Raw genomic sequence first — 17,785 nt, 5'->3', positions numbered from 1 at the left:
TGACAACCCGACCAGTGCGATGCGGGTGATGCGGGTGATGCGGGTGATGCGGGTGATGCGGCGGCACTGTCCCCCACGCTCCCGCACGCCTCGCCATTCAGGCATGCTGCACTCCCGATCCCAAGCCCACACCGCCGATGACCCGCTACAAAGCCGCCGCCCTGCATTCCCTGCTCAGCCTGGCGCTGATCGGCCTGATCGCCGCCGTTGTCGTGCCGCTCTGGCACCCGTGGGGCATCTATCGTATTTCCGGGGTCCTACCGCTGTTGGCCATTCTGGCAGGCGTGCAGTTCGCAACGGGCCCACTGCTGACGCTCATCACCTACAAGCCAGGCAAAAAGACCCTGCGCCTTGACCTGGCCGTGATCGGAGTGCTGCAACTGGGCTTCCTCGGCGTCGGCTGTATACGCTGTGGCAATCGCGCCCGGTATTCGTGGTCGCCAGCGATATGCGCCTGGCCGTCGTCCTGGCCAATGAAGTGGAGGCGGTCGACCTGACGCGAGCCAGCCGCCCGGAATGGACGCACCTATCATCGCGTGGCCCGCAACTGGTCGGTCTGAAACCCGGCGCCCAGCGCACCGACCACACCTCCGTACTTGCCGCCTTCCTCGACACTGGCATGGACCGTGAACAGAAACCCGTTTGGTACGTGCCTTACGCCAAAATTGCACCACGCCTGAGCATCACGGCCACTCCAAGCACCACCAATGGCCAACCTGCCGACAGTTCCACCTCACCGAGATTCGTCAGCTTGCCTATCGTGGCTCGGCACGGCACAGGGCGCATGGTGCTGAATGCCGCCACCCATTTACCGCAAAAAGTGGTGACTTACTGAGATCCACCAAGCCCTTATTCGCCATGAAGTGCAGACTGCAGATCCCCCCCACAGCTCAATATCCGTGACGGCAACTTAACTAAGTGGTGTCGGGTACCTCGCGGCAAAGCCCCCCATCTTTTACTTCATGCCTGCAGCTTTCCGGCACGACCCCGATGACAGATTGCAGATGACCGAGCTTGCCTCACCCGGCGATCTGGCGCTGATCGTTTGATCACCCGCCGTTGTCTTGGGCCATTTTTGCAAGTCGGCGCATCTTGCATTCAGGGGAGCAGGAAGATCGTCATAGTCCTGCCCCATTTCGCTGCTAACCGCGGTCAGCCATGAATTCAAGTACCCCTTTGCCTCACTCATGCAGGCGTTGTTGGCAGCTTGATGGTGTAGTTACGGTATGCCGGCAGCGCAATGGCGGCCAGAATGGCAATGATCGCCACCACGATCATCAATTCGATCAACGTAAAGCCAGCACTCTTTCGAAACATGATCCAAACCCCCTGCAATCTGAATTCATCCCGCTCCGACATGAGCAAAAAAACTTGCGAGCAAAAATCGCGCCAATTGATCGTTCACGCAGTGTTTGGGCATGAAAAAAGGCGGGCCAAGCCCGCCTTTTTTCAACCATACAACTGACACTGACAAAGCAGACGTCGAATTACTTTTTGCCCGCATTCTTGATGCAGTTACCAGTAGCCAGGTCGCAGGTAACGGCACCCGTCTCGCCCGGATCAACGGCATCAATCGCACCGGAGGTGGTTGCCGTCGATGCCCACTTGGTCATGCCCGTGCAGCGCTTATTGGCAGGATCTGCAAGATCAGTGTAGGCAGTCGTGCCGTCACTGACAGCAACCAGCCAAGCATTGGTATAGGCCTTCGCCTCGCCCAAGCAGGCATTGTTAGCGGCTTTGATGGTGTAATTGCGGTAAGCCGGCAGCGCAATAGCAGCCAGAATGGCAATGATCGCAACCACGATCATCAGTTCGATCAGGGTAAAGCCCTGCTGCTTCTTCATGAGTACATCCCCTAGAGGTTGGATAGTGAACATGGTTGCAGGCACCACGCCTGCCCCGCATGGGGTTACAAAGCAGGTTGCGTGCCAATCATCTGAACACCCCCCTACTCCCCGCGACCATGATGGCAGCAACGCCGCAGATTGGAAGCCTTGTATGGGCGTTGTGCGAACCGCCCCGCAAAGTGACGCAAAACGTCATATTTTGACGACCAGGGCCGGACACCCACATGGACACACTGCAGTGCTGAGCGACGCCCAGCAGAACACCCGACAGCCGGCAATGCCGGTAAAGCCGGTAGCCCAGAAAGACAGTACCGAGCTCTACATTGGAAGGGAGAGGCCTAGTACCGCTGGGTGCCGGAACCGCACAGTGGTTGGGACGGAGGATGGCTGCTGACGTGACGGGCTTCGCCTATTTCGGCAGATGGGATGCCGGAGCCGGCCGATACGGATACCATGCGATGGTCGCCGGCCCGGGGAGGGCTGGCTGGGGAGCCTAAAGATATGTCCGTCACCCGTAGTGCCATCAAGAACGAGCCGGTCGCCCGCGGCACCAGCCAGCTGCAGCCGTTTGTCTGGGAGGGAACAGACAAGCGCGGCGTCAAGATGAAAGGCGAGCAGGACGCCAAGAACGTCAACCTGCTCCGCGCGGAGCTTCGCCGCCAGGGGATCAACCCCACCGTGGTCAAGCCGAAGCCCAAGCCACTGTTCGGCGCGGCAGGCAGCGCAATAAAGTCGAAAGACATCGCATTCTTCAGTCGTCAGATGGCGACAATGATGAAATCGGGTGTCCCTATCGTCAGCTCGCTGGAAATCATTGGTAGTGGCCACAAAAATCCGCGAATGGCCAAGCTGGTGGGCACGATCCGTGCGGATCTGGAGGGCGGATCTTCGCTGTATGAGGCTATCAGCAAGCATCCCGTACAGTTCGACGAGCTTTACCGCAATCTCGTGCGCGCGGGCGAAGGTGCAGGCGTACTGGAAACGGTACTTGAGACTATCTCCAGCTACCAAGAGAACTTGGAGGCCCTGAAGGGCAAGATCAAGAAGGCTCTGTTCTATCCGGCAATGGTCATTGCTGTCGCATTACTAGTCAGCGCTATCTTGCTAATTTTTGTGGTACCCCAATTTGAAGAGGTGTTCAGCAGCTTCGGCACTGAATTGCCGGTATTCACCCAGATGATTGTGGCGGCTTCTCGCTTCATGGTCAGCTGGTGGTGGCTAGTAGGCATGGTTGTCGTAGGTGCAATTACAGGCTTCCTATTTGCTTACAAACGATCACCGTCCATGCAACATGGAATGGATAGATTGACCCTCAAGGTGCCGGTGATCGGACAGATCCTGCACAACAGCGCGATCGCCCGTTTCGCCCGCACCACGGCGGTGACCTTTAGAGCCGGCGTACCACTGGTCGAGGCATTGGGCATTGTTGCCGGCGCCACCGGCAACAAAGTCTACGAAGAGGCCGTGCTACATATGCGCGATGACGTGGCTGTTGGCTATCCGGTGAACATGGCAATGAAACAAGTCGGCGTCTTCCCGCACATGGTCATTCAAATGACTGCCATCGGCGAAGAGGCTGGCGCACTGGACACGATGCTGTTCAAGGTGGCCGAGTATTTCGAGCAGGAAGTAAACAATGCGGTAGATGCATTGAGCAGCCTGCTTGAACCGATGATCATGATATTCATCGGCACCATAGTCGGCGGCATGGTCATCGGCATGTATCTGCCGATCTTCAAACTCGCCTCTGTTGTTGGATAACTGATTCATGGCATTTCTCGACCAGAACCCCGGCCTGGGCTACCCCCTCGCCGCCGGGCTGGGGCTGCTGGTCGGCAGCTTCCTCAATGTGGTGATCCTGCGCCTGCCCAAGCGCATGGAGTGGCAGTGGAAGCGCGATGCGCGCGAGATCCTGGACGAGCCGGACATCTACGAGCCGCCGCCGCCGGGGATCGTGGTGGAGCCCTCGCATTGCCCCAACTGCAAGCACAAGCTGAGCTGGTACGAGAACATCCCGCTGTTCAGCTGGTTGATCCAGCGCGGCAAGTGCCGCCATTGCCAGGCGCCGATCTCGATCCAGTACCCGATCGTGGAGCTGGTCACTGCACTGATGGTGCTGGCCAGCGTCTGGCAGTTCGGCTTCGGCTGGCAGGGCTTTGGCGCGATTGTGCTCAGCTGCTTCCTGGTGGCGCTGTCGGGCATCGACTTGCGCACCCAGCTATTGCCCGACCAACTGACCCTGCCGCTGATGTGGCTGGGCCTGATCGGCAGCATGGACAGCCTGTACATCCCGGCCAAGCCTGCCCTGATCGGCGCGGCGGTGGGCTACCTGTCGCTGTGGACGGTGTGGTGGCTGTTCAAGCAGATCACCGGCAAGGAAGGCATGGGCCACGGCGATTTCAAACTGCTGGCTGCGCTCGGCGCCTGGTGCGGATTGAAGGGCATCCTGCCGATCATCCTGCTGTCCTCGCTGGTGGGGGCGATTGTGGGCTCGATATGGCTGTACTCGCGCGGTCGCGACCGTGCCACGCCGATCCCGTTCGGCCCCTACCTCGCGATTGCCGGCTGGCTGGTCTTCATGTGGGGCGACCAGATGATTGACGGCTATATGCGCATTGCCGGCTTGGCCTGATCTTCTGTTTTTGTGGGTGAAGTGGGCGATGCGGGGGCCATCGTCTCTGTCTTTATCGAACAGAGGCGAATGGCCAGGGAAGCTCCCTGCCGGGCGTCGCCCGACACTGCGGAAGCTTCGCAGCCGAGGTCCCGCAGGCCTGTTGCTCGCCGCGGGTGAAGCCCCGTCGCCACGGGTAACGCCCTTTGTCGCGACTCACGTCGCTCCTACACTGTTAACGGTTCCGGGCGGGCACGCATATGAGCACCTTCATCGTTGGCCTGACCGGAGGCATCGCCTCGGGCAAGAGTGAAGTCAGTCGCCGCTTCGAGGCCCTTGGCATCACCGTGGCCGATGCCGACATCGCCGCGCGCGACGTCGTTGCCGTGGGCACTCCGGCGCTGGAGGGGATTGTCGAACGGTTTGGCCCCAAGGCACTTCAATCCGAAGGCAGCCTTGATCGCGCCTGGCTGCGCCGGCGCGTGTTCGCCGATCCCGTAGAGCGGCGGGCGCTTGAAGCCATCACTCACCCGGCGATACGCGCACGCTTGAAAGCCCTCTGTGAAGCGGCGCAAAGCCCTATGCGATTGCTGCAATCCCCTTGCTGACCGAGGCAGGTGGCCGCTCCGGCTATCCCTGGCTGGATCGCGTTCTGGTGATAGACACGCCCGAGGCCTGCCAGCTGTCGCGCTTGCGCCGTCGCGACAGCATCGACGAAGCGCTCGCGCAGCGCATGATCCAGGCCCAGGCCACCCGCGCACAGCGGCTGGCACTGGCCGATGACATCATCGTCAATGAGGGAACACCCGAACACCTGCAACCCCAGGTGGAACAGCTGGACCGCCTGTATCGGCAACTTGCGCAGCGCTAGGCGACTCGAGCATCCGATGCCGCTACCAGCCATCCTGCTGGCATGGCACTCGCACCGGCGCGGCCGCCCCAGCTGAAGCAGATACCGGAAGCCGCTCAGCCCGGCGTGAATGTCAGCGTTGCAATCACCCCGCGCACCTCACCCGGCCGGATCTGCACCTGCCATCCGTAAAGGGCGCACAGGCGACTGACGATGGACAGGCCGATACCACCGCCCTGCGAATGGCCGGCATGGGTACCACGATAGCCGCGCTGGAACAGGCTCGCCGCATCTTTCTCGCTCAGGCCCGGGCCGCTGTCGATGACCTCGACCGCATTGTCCAGGACGCGAATCAGCACTTGGCCTTCCTGCGAATACTTCACCGCATTGCCCACCAGATTGCCCAGCGCGACCGACAACGCGGATTCCGGTGCATCCACCACCAGTTCGCGATTGCCTTCGAGCTTGAGCTCCAGCGGCTTGCCTCCCAGCTGCGCACGATGGGATTCCAGCAACTGCTCACCCACCCGCGCCACGTTGCTGCAACCCTGCCCACGCTCGTTGCGCGAGAGCAGCAGCAGTGAGCCAATCAGATCGCTGCACTGCTGCTCGGCGCGCTGGATGCGCTGCAGACGCTGCAACACCTTCTCATCCAGTCCGGGCCGCGAAAGGAGCAGCTCGGTCGCGCCGCGGATCACTGCCAGCGGCGTACGCAGTTCATGGCTGACATCGGCATTGAACTCCCGGTCGCGCTGCACCACCTCGGTCAGGCGCGCCGAATAGTCGTCCAGCGCCTCGGCCAGCTGCCCCACTTCATCGTCCGGGAAACGCGGGGCGAGCGGCTCGGGATGCTGGTTCCCGCCACGATAGGCCCGCAGGCGCGCCGCAAGATCCGAGACCGGCCGCATCACCCGTGACGCCGACCACCAGCCCAGCACCCACGACAGCAGGCTGAAGACGATCACCGACAGGAACAGCGCGCGCTTGAGCTGTTGCTCGCCGCGTAACGCCTGGCCCATGTCATAGGCGATGAAGAACCAGGCATCGTCGGTCTTGCGCACCCCGACCTTGTAGGAGAACGGATTGCCCTCGGCATCCTGGCCACTGAAATTGTGGATGCCATCCTCAAGATGTTCCCACTCCGGATAGTCCCGGCGCAGGCCCTCCAGTTTGTCCGGCCGGAACAGGAACGCGCGCATCTGCTGGACCGGCGCCACCACATCGCGTCCACCACTCTGGATGTAGCTCTGCCAGGAGGCATCCAGGTTCCGGTTCATCACATCTTCGACCAGCTGGTTTTCCACCCGCATCCGCGCCCAGTTCGTGGCGAACGCGAACAGCGCGGTCAGGCAGAAGCCCAACAGCACGAACGAGACAATGATGCGACTGCGCAGACGACGGCGGTAGCGCCCCCGCTTGCGGACAGGCTCAGGCAATGCGTTTTCAGGCATCGGGAGCGGCGATGCGGTACCCGATGCCGTGACGGGTCTGGATCATCGGCACGTCAAACGGCTTGTCCACCACCGCGCGCAGGCCATGGATATGCACACGTAGCGAGTCCGAATCGGGCAACTCTTCGCCCCAGACGCGGGTTTCCAGTTCCTGCCGGGTCACTACCGCCGGCGAGGCTTCCATCAGCGCCTGCAGAATCTTCAGCGCGGTGGGATTGAGCTGCAGCAGCTTGCCCTGGCGACGCACTTCCAGAGTGTCGAGGTTGTACTCCAGCTCACCGACGTCCAGCACCCGCGTGTGCGTGCCCTTGCCACGACGCGAAAGCGCATTGAGCCGCACCTCCACCTCCTGCAACGCGAACGGCTTGATCAGGTAGTCGTCAGCGCCAGAGTCGAACCCGGCCAATTTGTTGTCCAACGAATCACGTGCGGTAAGCATCAGCACCGGCGTCTGCTTGCGGGCATCGTTGCGCAGCTTGCGGCAAACCTCGATGCCATCCATACCCGGCAGGTTGAGATCGAGCACGATCGCGTCGAAATCATGCACCACCGCCAGGTGCAGGCCGGTGACGCCATCGGCGGCGAAGTCCACCGTATGCCCGCGATCCTCGAGGTAATCCCCCAGGTTGGCGGCGATGTCGCTGTTGTCTTCGATTACAAGAATTCGCACGGTTAAATGCCCCTTTGGGGATCACAATGGGTTGTTCGACAGGAAGGCGCTGGCTTGGTTCAGTATCGAAGCGCTGACTGATACCACCTGATGACCCTCATTCATCGACCATCCAGTGCCGCAGTCTAACTCGCCCCTGGTACCTTGCCGCCACACCTCCGCACTGTACCCAGTCGCTGGCGCCACCAACAAGAACCTTCCTGTCACAAAAAACAAGGCCCTGACGAAAACCGCCAGGGCCTGAAGATTCCCGATCACCGGACCCACTGAGGAGGGCTGGGTACAGTGGCAACAGCGTAGGTGTGGGTGGATTAAAGCGTTGTTAAAACCATGCAAACAAATCGCAGCGCGTCGTCACCGCTTGAGCTGGGTCACGTAGTCGATCATCTGCCCGGCCACGTCCCGGCCGGACACGCTCTCGATGCCCTCCAGTCCCGGGGTCGAATTGACCTCCAGCACCAGCGGCCCCCGCGCGGAGCGGATCAGGTCCACACCCGCGATCCCCAGCCCGAGCGCGCGTGCCGAACGCACCGCGACCAGCTGCTCGGCCTTGCTGCTGGTCACCAGCTCACCAGTGCCGCCGGCATGAAGATTGGAGCGGAAGTCACCCTCCTGGGCCTGGCGACGCATGGTCGCCACCACGCGGTCGCCCACCACCAAACAGCGCAGGTCGGCGCCCTGGGCCTCGGCAATGAATTCCTGCACCAGGAAGTTGGCATACAGGCCGCGCAGGGCCTCGACCGTGCCCTTGGACGCGCTGAGCTTCTCGGTGAGGATCACCCCGCGGCCCTGGGTGCCCTCGCTGAGCTTCACCACATGCGGCGGCGGCCCAAGCATGGACAGCAGATCATCGGTGTCGTCGGGGTTGTCGCCAAACACCGTCACCGGCATGTCGATGCCCTTGGCCGCCAGCAGCTGGTGGGCCCGCAACTTGTCGCGGGCACGCAGGATCGCGTCGGAAGGATTGGGGGTGCGCGTGCCCATCATCTCGAACTGGCGCAGCACCGCGGTGCCATAACGGGTGATGGACGCGCCGATGCGCGGGATCACCGCATCGAAGCCGGTCAGCGGCTTGCCCTTGTAATGCATGCTGAAACCGCCTGCGGTGATGCGCATGTAGCAGCGCAGCGGATCGAGAATCCGCACCGTGTGCCCACGTGTGCGCGCCGCCTCGACCAGACGCCGGGTGGAATAGAGCTTGCTGTTGCGGGAGAGGATGGCGAGTTTCATCGCGGCGATGCAGGGGAAAGGCGCGCAGCATAACGCGCGACTGCATGCCCGGATGAAGCCGGACACAGGTCTTCAACCCGTTGTGCGCAAGGCCGCGATGACAAACAGAAGATCGAACAGAAAGGCCGGCGCCGGTGGCGCCTTGTGCCAGGAACGGCTGCGCGAGGCGCAGTGGAGCGGGTGAAGGGAATCGAACCCTCGTCGTAAGCTTGGGAAGCTTCTGCTCTACCATTGAGCTACACCCGCATCAGGCGGCAAGTCTATGCGCGGCGCCCCCCCAGTGCAACGGGCAACTGCCCTGGATGAGAGGTTCCGGACAACAGGAAGGCGGTGCCGCCACAGCGGCACCGCCTTCAGTTCATGACCCGGTTGGATCAGAAGCTGCCGCTGAAGCTGGCAAACAGGGTCACATCACGCGCGGACTTCTGCGCGGTGGTGGTGCTCAGGCCAATGTTGCTGTTCAGACCCCACAGGTTCATGCGCGCGCCCATCACCGCGGTGGCGTAGTTGCGGTCGAACGCCAGCCCCGGCACCTTGTAGACGCCCACATCGGTCATGGTCTGCAGCCAGGCACCGGCCTGCGCGGCGTCTTCGAACTCGTGGTCCCAGGTGAGCTGTGCGTACGGCTGCACGGCACCGCCCTCAAACCGTGCCTGCCAGCCGAGACGGCCCACGGTCGAATCGGCATCCTGGTCCTCGTAGCCGAGCGCGGTGGCGCTGGCATTGCTCTCGGTGTAGCCGTCCAGCTTCACCTGCTGCCAGACCACGCCGGCCACCGGACCGTGGCGGAAGCCGCCTTCCTGGCCGAACTCGTAGCCGGCGTTGAGCGCGGCGGTCAGGTTGCTGCCGTCCGGCGAGCCGGTGTGCTTGCGCGTCACCGGCCCCAGCTGCACGTTGCGGGTCACGTCATAGCCCAGCCAGCTGTAGCTGACCTGGCCATTGACCCACGCCCGTTCGCCATACCAGCCGGCGAACAGGCCCAGCGAGGTGTCGGTCTGGGTAAAGTCGCCGTTGCTGTTGCCGAAATCGGCATCCATGCGGCCGTAGCCGGCAAAGCCACCGACGACCACGCCATCGCGCGCCCAGTCGATACCGAACAGGCCCGCCGGCGCCATGCCGTCGTACAGATCGGCATGGTCGTAACGCTGCATATCACCGCGCACGCCACCCCACCAGCCCATGCCGTCCACGGGACGGGCGCCGAGGTGGCCACTGACCTGGTCGGCGCGTGCACGGCCGACGGTCTGCGCCGAATGGCTCAGGACCTGCTGGAAGCGCGGCGCCTCCAGCAGCGAGATGGCGTACTGGCCCAGCATCGCGTGGGTCGCCGTACTCGGATGCACGCCATCGGCGAACACGTAGGTGTTGGCGGCGTTCGGCGCAACCGAGGTCGGCGGCGTGCAGGTCAGCGAGGAGGCACCGAGGCAGGCCGGCTGGGTCGCATTGACGAAGCCGTAGCTGCGATAGTCGGCAACGATTTCCTGCAGCAGGTGGAACGTATCGACCGGGATCACCTGCAGGCCGGCCTGCTTGAGACCGCCGAACAGCGCATCGTTGTAGCTCTTGGCCAGCGCGGTGCCTTGCGCCATCGCCAGCGGCCCGCCGGCGACCGAGGCCGGGGTCAGGCCGATATCAGGCAGGTTCGGCACAATCACGTACTGGGCGCCCGCGCCTTTCAGGGAACCGACGATACCGATCTGGTCTGTCACCGCCGCACCGATGATCGCCGCGGCCTGGGCCGGTGCCTTCTGCACCGCGAACAGGTCGTTGGCCCCGCCCCATACGGTATACAGCGCATTGGCATCGGCCTCGCCCCCATTGGCGGCGAGGTAGGCGGCGGTCTGTGCCTTCATCGACGGCACCTTCGGCAGCAGCGGATTGAGCGGGTTGTCCACATCCACGCCGACCCGCGCGCCACCGGCGGCGTAGTTGTCACCGGTCTGGCCGTTGCCGTTGGCCGAGGCGTTGGTGCCGTAATGATCGGCCAGATGTTCCGCCCAGACCCAGCCCGGGTTGGTGGTGAAACGACCGACCAGGCTCGCATTGGGATCGGCCTTGACCAGGATCGGGCGGAAATAGCCGCTGTCGGTCAGGCTGTCGCCGAAGAACACCGTCTTGGAATACGGCGACTGCGCCATTGCGGGCACGGCAGCCAGCGCGATGGCCAGCGCCATGGCCGAACGCAGCGGACGGAAGAAATGGGACATGAGGAACTCCTGGTGTGAAAGAACGGGCGGCGTACGCCCCCGCACGGTGTTAGTTTTTCATTCAACCGTAAGAGGCACACGCTGCGCTGCCGCATGCGGCTGGGCATTTGTCCGCGCACTGGCGAAAATGGCCGCATGAACATCCAGCTCAACGGCGAACCCCGCCAGATCCATGCTCCCCTGACCGTCACCGGACTGCTCAGCGCCGAAGGCCTGGCCGAGCGTCGCGTCGCCGTGGAGATCAACGGCGAGATCATCCCGCGCAGCCAGCACCCCACCCGCCTGCTGCACGAAGCGGACCGGGTCGAGATCGTGCACGCGCTCGGTGGCGGCTGAGCGCGCATCGGCGCTGGATTGCCACCGGCCGCACGGCAAGCGCAGGCACGATGGGTGATAATTCGGCAATGAATGCACCTGTCCCCACCGATTCGCTGGTCATCGCCGGCAAGACCTATTCTTCCCGGCTGCTGACCGGCACCGGCAAGTTCAAGGATCTGGAAGAAACCCGCCTGGCCACCGAGGCCGCTGGCGCCCAGATCGTCACCGTAGCCATCCGTCGTACCAACATCGGCCAGATCCCGGGCGAGCCCAACCTGCTCGACGTGCTGCCGCCGGAGCGATTCACCATCCTTCCCAACACCGCCGGCTGCTACACCGCCGAGGACGCGGTGCGCACCTGCCGGCTGGCACGCGAGCTGCTCGACGGCCACAACCTGACCAAGCTCGAGGTGCTGGGCGACCAGAAGACCCTGTACCCGGACGTGATCCAGACGCTCAAGGCCGCCGAGCTGCTGGTCAAGGACGGCTTCGACGTGATGGTCTACACCTCCGATGACCCGATCCTGGCCAAGCGCCTGGAAGAGATCGGCTGCGCCGCGGTGATGCCGCTGGCCGCGCCGATCGGCTCCGGGCTGGGTATCCAGAACAAGTACAACCTGATCGAGATCATCGAAAACGCCAAGGTGCCGATCATTGTCGATGCCGGCGTCGGCACCGCCTCGGACGCGGCCATCGCGATGGAGCTGGGCTGCGACGGCGTGCTGATGAACACCGCCATCGCCGGTGCCCGCAACCCGGTGCTGATGGCCGGCGCGATGCGCAAGGCCGTGGAAGCCGGCCGCGAGGCGTTCCTGGCCGGGCGCATCCCGCGCAAGCGCTACGCCAGCGCCTCCTCGCCACTGGAAGGGGTGATCGGCTGATGACCAATCCTTTTGAAAGCGCCGGCTCCAAGGCCCCGCCCAAGCCCTTCACCGTCGAGGAAGGCCATCGCGCCGTACGCAGCTTCGTGCTGCGCCAGGGCCGTTTCACCCCCGCCCAGCAGCGCGCGTTCGACGATGCGTGGCCGCACTTCGGCATCGACTACAGTGGCCAACCGCGTGATCTGAACGCGCTGTTCGGGCGCGACGCGCCGAAGGTGATGGAGATCGGCACCGGCAATGGCGCCGCGCTGCGCTTTGCCGCCGGCTTTGACACCAGCCGCGACTACATCGGCCTGGAAGTGCACGCGCCGGGCGTCGGCCGCCTGCTCAACGACCTGGTGGCCGACAAGGCGACCAACGCCAAGGTCTACCACCACGACGCGGTGGAAGTGCTCAACCACGAGATCGCCGACGGCGCGCTGGATGAAGTGCGCATCTACTTCCCCGATCCGTGGCACAAGAAACGCCACAACAAGCGCCGTCTGGTGCAGCCGGAGTTCGCCCAGCTGCTGGTGCGCAAGCTGCGCAGCGGCGGCCGCCTGCACCTGGCCACCGACTGGGAGCCCTACGCCGAACACATGTGGGACGTGCTCGATGCCACCGCCGGGCTGGTCAACCGGGCCGGCCCGCGCGGCCATGTGCCGCGGCCGGACTGGCGCCCGCAGACCCACTTCGAGACCCGCGGCCAGAAACTCGGCCATGGCGTCTGGGACCTGCTGTACGACAAGGTCTGACGCAGACACCGACAGGAACGCCCTCACCCCATGGATACCGCGCTCACGCTGACCACCGACATGAAGCTCGTCCTCGGGCTGGTCGGTTTCACGATGGCGATGTTCCTGTTCGAACGCATCCGCGCCGATGTGGTGGCGCTGGTGGTCATGGTGGTGCTGGGCGTCACCGGGCTGATCGCGCCGGAGGAGATCTTCGGCGGTTTCTCCGGCAACGCGGTGATGAGCATCATCGCCACCACCATCCTCGGCGCCGGACTGGACCGTACCGGCGCGCTGAACCGGCTGGCCGGCTGGCTGCTGCGGCGCTCGCACGGGCTGGAGCAGCGGCTGCTGCTATTGACCAGCGCCACCGCCGGCCTGAATTCCTCGTTCATGCAGAACCCCTCGGTGATGGCGCTGTACCTGCCGGTCGCCTCGCGGCTGGCCTCGCGCACCGGACTGACGCTGCAACGGCTGCTGCTGCCGATCTCCGCGGCGATCGTGATGGGCGGCGCGCTGACCATGGTCGGCAACTCGCCGCTGATCCTGCTCAACGACCTGCTGATTTCGGCCAACAACAACCTGCCCTCCGGCAGCGCCACGATCGAGCCGCTGCGCATGTTCGCGCCGCTGCCCATTGGCATCGCGCTGCTGGTCGCCTCGCTGCTGTACTTCCGTTTTTACGGCGACCGCAAACTCGCCCAGGACGAGAACGACGCCAACGGCGGCCAGACCCCGGCCCGCACCGAGAGCTACTTTGCCAAGGCCTACGGCATCGAAGGCGACGTGTTCGAGCTGCTGGTCACCGCCGAAAGCCCGCTGGTGGGCATGACCGTGGGCGAAGCGGAGAACCTGTTCGACGCCCCGTTGCTGCTGGCCCTGAAAACCGGTGATGACACCCGCCTGGCACCGCCGGCGGACATGCGCCTCTGGGTTGGCAGCGTGATCGGGGCGATGGGCCCCAAGCAGCAGGTGGCCGACTTCGCCCAGAACCAGTTCCTGCGCATGTCCTCGCGGCTGCGCAACCTGGGCGACCTGTTCAATCCGGCCCGCGCCGGCATCTCCGAGGCGGTCATCCCCTCGACCTCCAAGCTGATCGGCAAGACCGCCGGCGAGCTGCGCCTGCGCAAGGAGCGCGGCATCAGCCTGCTGGCGATCAACCGCGACAAGCAGGTGATCCGCGAGGACGTGCGCAACGTGGCGCTGCGCAACGGCGACATGCTGGTATTCCACAGCATCTGGCAGGACCTGGCCGCCGCGGCGGAAAGCCGCGACTTCGTCGTGGTCACCGACTATCCCAAGGGTGAGCAGCGCCCGCACAAGTTCAAGATCGCCATGGCGATCTTCGCCCTGACCATCATCATCGCGCTGACTTCCAAGCTGCCGGTCGCACTGACCCTGCTGACCGGCGTGGCCGGCATGCTGCTGACCGGCGTGCTGCGCATGGAGGAGGCCTACGCCTCGATCAACTGGAAAACCATCTTCATGATGGCCGGGCTGATCCCGCTGGGCTGGGCGATGGACAGCAGTGGCGCGGCGGCCTGGATCGCCGGCCACACCATCGACAAGCTGCCGCAGGGCATTCCCATCTGGGCGCTGGAGCTGGCGCTGGCCGTGCTCACCACCGCGTTCTCGCTGGTGATAAGCCATGTCGGCGCCACCATCGTGATGGTGCCCATCGCGGTGAATCTGGCGCTGGCGGTAGGCGGCAATCCCACCGCGTTCGCGCTGATCGTGGCGCTGTCGGCCTCCAACAACCTCATGACCGCCTCCAACCCGGTCATCTCGATGATCACCGGGCCGGCCAAGTATCTGCCACGCGAGCTGTGGCGCGTGGGCGCGCCGCTGTCGGCGATCTACACGCTGGTGGTGGTACTGATGATCAACCTGATGTTCTGAGTGCAGTGCACGCCCCTGAGGCCTGCGCTGTTCCCCCGGCTCACGCTGAGCCGTGTTGTGCCGACCAGGAGTGCCCGCATGTCTTCAGTCCGTCCGCTGTCCCTGTTGCTCGCCCTGTCGCTGCTGCCACTGGCGGCATCGGCCCAGGACAACGACATCCGCCAGCCGCCCGCGCCGCACTGCATGGATGCACGCAAGGTGGACGATGTGCAGGTCATCGATACCGCCACACTGGCGCTGCGGCTCACCGATGGCGGCCGCTACCGGATGTCACTGCAGGAAGATTGCCCCGGCGTCGGCACCGAGCCGGTGAACCTGCTCGCCCGGGGCGGCTGGTTCTGCGGGAACCCGGATGAAGCCATCCGTACCGCCACCGCCAGCTGCGCGGTCACCGCGGTCGAGCCGCAGGACAGCCGCCAGTACGCCGAGCTGCTACGCAGCCGCGCCAGCACGCTGGTCAACAGCCTGCCCTCGGTCGCCGTCACCGGGACCACGCACCGTGGCTTTGCCGGCAGCCCCGATTACTGTGTCGGTATCCGCGACCTGCGCTCCTGGCGCGAAGACCCGCAGGGCGTGGTGGTGGAAGTCTCACCGCGCCGCTCCGGCGGGCACCGTTACTACCGGCTGGAACTGGGCAGCTCCTGCGGTGACCTCAGCAATGCCGACACCCTGACCCTGCTCTCCGGCGTCGGCCTGGCCCAGGTCTGCGGCCACCCGGGCGATCGCCTGCGCCTGTCGCGTGCGCAGCCCACGCCGGTCGGCGACTTCATCGAACCGGATGCCATCCCGCGGCCGCAGATGCAGTCGAAGATCGCCTCGACCTTCTTCGGCTGTCCGATCGCGCGCGTCTACCCGCTGCCGGCCAGTTCCTGAGCCCGTCCGGGTCTCAGCCGGCCAGATAGACCTTGCCATCGGCGATACGCAGCGGCACCGCCCGCAGGGTGTCGCCGCGGCACGGCCCGGCCACGCATTCGCCGTTGACCGTCTCGAAGCTGGCACCGTGCACCGCGCACACCAGATGCCCGTCCCGGCTCTTGAGGAACTGGCCCGGTGCCCAGTCCAGCGCACGGCCGGCATGCGGGCAGACGTTCAGCCAGGCCCGCACCTGCTGCCCGTCGCGGTACAGCACCAGCGGTTCGGCATCGCCATCGATCACCGCCGCCACCGCGTGGAAGCCCTGGTCGGGCAAGGCCTCGAGCACGGCCAGCGCGGTCGGGACGGGAGTGGACACAGTCATGGGAGGCACCGCTACAGACAGGGGCCCGAGATTGTCGCATGCGCCCTCACCGGCCTTGCCGGAAGCTGAGCCGGTTACCGTTTCCGGAGAGACGCCCGTTCCGATTTAACGACAAATTCACGCTTGCGCGCCATCCGTCACAGATACTGCGGTCAGCGCCACTGTCATCCTCATTTCATGCATATCCGCTATATCCCGTTCGCCAAATTCCGCAACCTGTTCGCGCCGCGCAAACCACGCAATCCGCTGGTGCGGGTGGCCCTGGGCCTGCTCGGTCTGGCGATCCTGGCGGTACTGATCGTCGGCGGCCTGTTTGTCGGCGCGGCGATGATCCTGGTGGGCATCGGCTGGAAACTGCTGGCCTCACGCAAGGCGCGGCCCCTGCGCGAATCCGACCCCACGGTGGTCGATGCCGAGTACCGGGTGGTGCGCAAGGCCGCGCTGCCGCACGCGCGCTGAGCCGATCGCGCCCACCGATCTCCGCTAGACTTCCGCGTCGTTTCACCCGGACGCGAACCATGACCGATCTGATCCCCGCCCTGCCCCAGCCCCGCATCCCGGTGGCCGGCGGCGGTACGTTCCCCGTACATCGCATCTACTGCGTGGGCCGCAACTTTGCCGACCACGCGCGCGAGATGGGCGCCACCCCGCCCCCGGCCAGCGAACGCGGCCAGCCGATGTTCTTCATGAAGCCGGCCGACGCCATTGTTGTCGGCCAGGCACCGGTGCCGTATCCCCCGGCCACGGCCGATCTGCACCATGAGGTCGAACTGGTCGTCGCGCTCGGCAAGGATGCGCCGGCCGGCGTGCTGCCGGTGGCCGACGCGATGGATCTGGTGCTGGCCTACGGCGTGGGCCTGGACCTGACCCGCCGCGATCTGCAGGCCGCGGCCAAGGCCAAGGGCGGGCCCTGGGACATCGCCAAGGGCTTTGATCATTCCGCCCCGGTCAGCACGCTGGTGCCGGCCGCGCAGGTGGGCGAGCTGGCGTCGCTGGAGCTGTCGCTGGAGATCAACGGCCAACTGCGACAGAAATCCACGCTGGACCAGATGATCTGGAACGTGGCCGAGATCCTGCACGAGCTGTCCAAGCTCTATGCCCTGCGGGCCGGCGATCTGGTCTTCATGGGCACTCCGGCCGGCGTGGCCGCCCTGCAGCGCGGCGACAGCTTCAGCGCGCGGCTGGGGGATATCGCCCGCCGCGACGGCGTCGTCGTCTGATCACCGCCGCTGGAGTACGCTGCCAGCGGCGCCCACCTGGGAACGGAAAGAAAGGAGAAATACATGGGAATGATCAGTGAGTTCAAGGAATTCGCCATGCGCGGCAACGTCATCGACCTGGCGGTCGGTGTGGTTATCGGCGCGGCATTCGGCAAGATCGTCACCTCGCTGGTGGACAAGGTGATCATGCCGCCGATCGGCTGGTTGATCGGCCGCGTGGACTTTTCCAACCTGGCCTGGGAACTCTCGCCGGCCAAGCTCGGCGCCGACGGCAAGGAGATCCCGGCCGTGGTGATCGGCTATGGCGATTTCATCAACACGGTCATCCAGTTCGTGATCGTCGCCTTCGCCATTTTCATGCTGATCAAGGTGCTCAACCGCCTCTCGCGCAAGAAGGCCGAAGCGCCGGCCGCACCGCCCGAGCCGAGCGAGGAAGTGCTGTTGCTGCGCCAGATCCGCGACAGCCTCCACAAGGCATAACCGCGCCGGCGGTCGCCCGGCGGTGACCTCCAGCACAGGAGCACACCAGCCGCGGGCGCTATGCTCGCGGCTTTCCTGTTTCCGGAGCCTCACCGATGCGTCGACTCGCTTTCGCCATTGCCGCCGTGCTTGCCTGTGCCCCGGCACTGGCCGCGCCGACCCGCATTCCGC

Annotated in this window: 17 protein-coding genes, 1 tRNA gene and 3 pseudogenes; 13 read left to right on the top strand and 8 right to left on the bottom strand. The window is 64.6% G+C overall.

Translation table 11 applies throughout. The annotated features are described in order from the left end of the window. The first annotated feature begins 137 nt into the window (after positions 1-137). Positions 138-497: a hypothetical protein gene (locus tag JCM9942_RS02410; protein ID WP_054657336.1), complete on the top strand. Its 360-nt coding sequence runs from the start codon at positions 138-140 to the stop codon at positions 495-497. Next, a complete protein-coding gene (locus JCM9942_RS18745; RefSeq protein WP_172675027.1) occupies positions 434-835 on the top strand; it encodes a hypothetical protein in 402 nt (133 codons plus the stop codon). Before JCM9942_RS02410 ends, JCM9942_RS18745 begins: the two co-directional genes overlap by 64 nt. Before the next feature lie 371 nt (positions 836-1,206). Here the strand turns inward: JCM9942_RS18745 and JCM9942_RS18030 are convergent. Then, positions 1,207-1,317, bottom strand: a pseudogene (locus JCM9942_RS18030) (prepilin-type N-terminal cleavage/methylation domain-containing protein); the annotation flags it as partial. A 415-nt stretch (positions 1,318-1,732) separates the two neighbouring features. Then, positions 1,733-1,844: pseudogene (locus tag JCM9942_RS19575) on the bottom strand (prepilin-type N-terminal cleavage/methylation domain-containing protein); the annotation flags it as partial. 504 nt (positions 1,845-2,348) lie between these two features. Here JCM9942_RS19575 and JCM9942_RS02400 point away from each other — a divergent pair. The 3 genes and pseudogenes from JCM9942_RS02400 to coaE all read left to right on the top strand — a co-directional run. Further along, positions 2,349-3,608 carry a type II secretion system F family protein gene (locus JCM9942_RS02400; RefSeq protein ID WP_054657343.1) on the top strand — a complete coding sequence of 420 codons (1,260 nt, stop codon included), beginning with the start codon at positions 2,349-2,351 and terminating at the stop codon, positions 3,606-3,608. Positions 3,609-3,615: 7 nt separating this feature from the next. After that, on the top strand, positions 3,616-4,479 hold the full coding sequence (locus JCM9942_RS02395) for a prepilin peptidase (RefSeq protein ID WP_054657332.1): 864 nt from the start codon (positions 3,616-3,618) through the stop codon (positions 4,477-4,479). A gap of 239 nt (positions 4,480-4,718) precedes the next feature. Next, positions 4,719-5,203 (top strand): annotated as a pseudogene (coaE, locus tag JCM9942_RS02390) (dephospho-CoA kinase); the annotation flags it as partial. Between the two features lie 221 nt (positions 5,204-5,424). On the opposite strand, the gene JCM9942_RS02385 reads toward coaE, so the two are convergent. The 5 genes from JCM9942_RS02385 to JCM9942_RS02365 all read right to left on the bottom strand — a co-directional run bounded on the left by JCM9942_RS02385 (position 5,425) and on the right by JCM9942_RS02365 (position 10,833). Further along, positions 5,425-6,759 (bottom strand): sensor histidine kinase, encoded by a 1,335-nt coding sequence (locus JCM9942_RS02385; protein ID WP_054657330.1) that lies wholly within the window; start codon positions 6,757-6,759, stop codon positions 5,425-5,427. After that, entirely contained in the window at positions 6,752-7,429 is a 678-nt protein-coding gene (locus tag JCM9942_RS02380) for a response regulator transcription factor (protein ID WP_054657328.1), read from the bottom strand. The genes JCM9942_RS02385 and JCM9942_RS02380 overlap by 8 nt, the downstream gene beginning before the upstream one ends. 354 nt (positions 7,430-7,783) lie before the next feature. Next, positions 7,784-8,659 (bottom strand): 30S ribosomal protein S6--L-glutamate ligase, encoded by an 876-nt coding sequence (gene rimK, locus JCM9942_RS02375; RefSeq protein ID WP_054657326.1) that lies wholly within the window; start codon positions 8,657-8,659, stop codon positions 7,784-7,786. Positions 8,660-8,831: 172 nt separating this feature from the next. Further along, a tRNA-Gly gene (locus JCM9942_RS02370) sits at positions 8,832-8,905 on the bottom strand. A gap of 128 nt (positions 8,906-9,033) precedes the next feature. Next, positions 9,034-10,833 (bottom strand): autotransporter domain-containing esterase, encoded by a 1,800-nt coding sequence (locus JCM9942_RS02365; protein ID WP_054657341.1) that lies wholly within the window; start codon positions 10,831-10,833, stop codon positions 9,034-9,036. Between the two features lie 168 nt (positions 10,834-11,001). On the opposite strand from JCM9942_RS02365, the gene thiS reads away from it, so the two are divergent. From thiS to JCM9942_RS02340, 5 genes are all read left to right on the top strand, one after another. Continuing rightward, on the top strand, positions 11,002-11,202 hold the full coding sequence (gene thiS, locus JCM9942_RS02360) for a sulfur carrier protein ThiS (RefSeq protein ID WP_054657339.1): 201 nt from the start codon (positions 11,002-11,004) through the stop codon (positions 11,200-11,202). A gap of 68 nt (positions 11,203-11,270) precedes the next feature. Then, a complete protein-coding gene (locus JCM9942_RS02355; RefSeq protein ID WP_054657324.1) occupies positions 11,271-12,065 on the top strand; it encodes a thiazole synthase in 795 nt (264 codons plus the stop codon). Further along, on the top strand, positions 12,065-12,799 hold the full coding sequence (gene trmB, locus JCM9942_RS02350; protein ID WP_054657322.1) for a tRNA (guanosine(46)-N7)-methyltransferase TrmB: 735 nt from the start codon (positions 12,065-12,067) through the stop codon (positions 12,797-12,799). The genes JCM9942_RS02355 and trmB overlap by 1 nt, the downstream gene beginning before the upstream one ends. A gap of 30 nt (positions 12,800-12,829) precedes the next feature. Further along, positions 12,830-14,677: an SLC13 family permease gene (locus tag JCM9942_RS02345; protein ID WP_054657320.1), complete on the top strand. Its 1,848-nt coding sequence runs from the start codon at positions 12,830-12,832 to the stop codon at positions 14,675-14,677. A gap of 78 nt (positions 14,678-14,755) precedes the next feature. Beyond that, positions 14,756-15,550, top strand: coding sequence for a hypothetical protein (locus JCM9942_RS02340; protein WP_054657318.1), 795 nt, complete (start codon positions 14,756-14,758; stop codon positions 15,548-15,550). 13 nt (positions 15,551-15,563) lie between these two features. Here the strand turns inward: JCM9942_RS02340 and JCM9942_RS02335 are convergent, their stop codons facing one another. Continuing rightward, on the bottom strand, positions 15,564-15,908 hold the full coding sequence (locus JCM9942_RS02335; RefSeq protein ID WP_054657337.1) for a Rieske (2Fe-2S) protein: 345 nt from the start codon (positions 15,906-15,908) through the stop codon (positions 15,564-15,566). Positions 15,909-16,091: 183 nt separating this feature from the next. Between JCM9942_RS02335 and JCM9942_RS02330 the strand changes: the two genes are divergently transcribed. The 3 genes from JCM9942_RS02330 (at position 16,092) to mscL (ending at position 17,614) form a co-directional block, all read left to right on the top strand. Next, entirely contained in the window at positions 16,092-16,373 is a 282-nt protein-coding gene (locus JCM9942_RS02330; protein ID WP_054657316.1) for a hypothetical protein, read from the top strand. Between the two features lie 59 nt (positions 16,374-16,432). Continuing rightward, positions 16,433-17,134, top strand: coding sequence for a fumarylacetoacetate hydrolase family protein (locus JCM9942_RS02325; protein ID WP_054657314.1), 702 nt, complete (start codon positions 16,433-16,435; stop codon positions 17,132-17,134). A gap of 63 nt (positions 17,135-17,197) precedes the next feature. Next, entirely contained in the window at positions 17,198-17,614 is a 417-nt protein-coding gene (mscL, locus tag JCM9942_RS02320; protein ID WP_054657312.1) for a large-conductance mechanosensitive channel protein MscL, read from the top strand. Positions 17,615-17,785 lie beyond the last annotated feature (171 nt).

This window comes from Stenotrophomonas pictorum JCM 9942, assembly GCF_001310775.1.
In the GTDB taxonomy this organism is placed as follows: domain Bacteria; phylum Pseudomonadota; class Gammaproteobacteria; order Xanthomonadales; family Xanthomonadaceae; genus Stenotrophomonas; species Stenotrophomonas pictorum.
The sequence above is the reverse complement of the archived record's forward strand: the minus strand, read 5'-3'. Positions and strand labels throughout refer to the sequence as shown.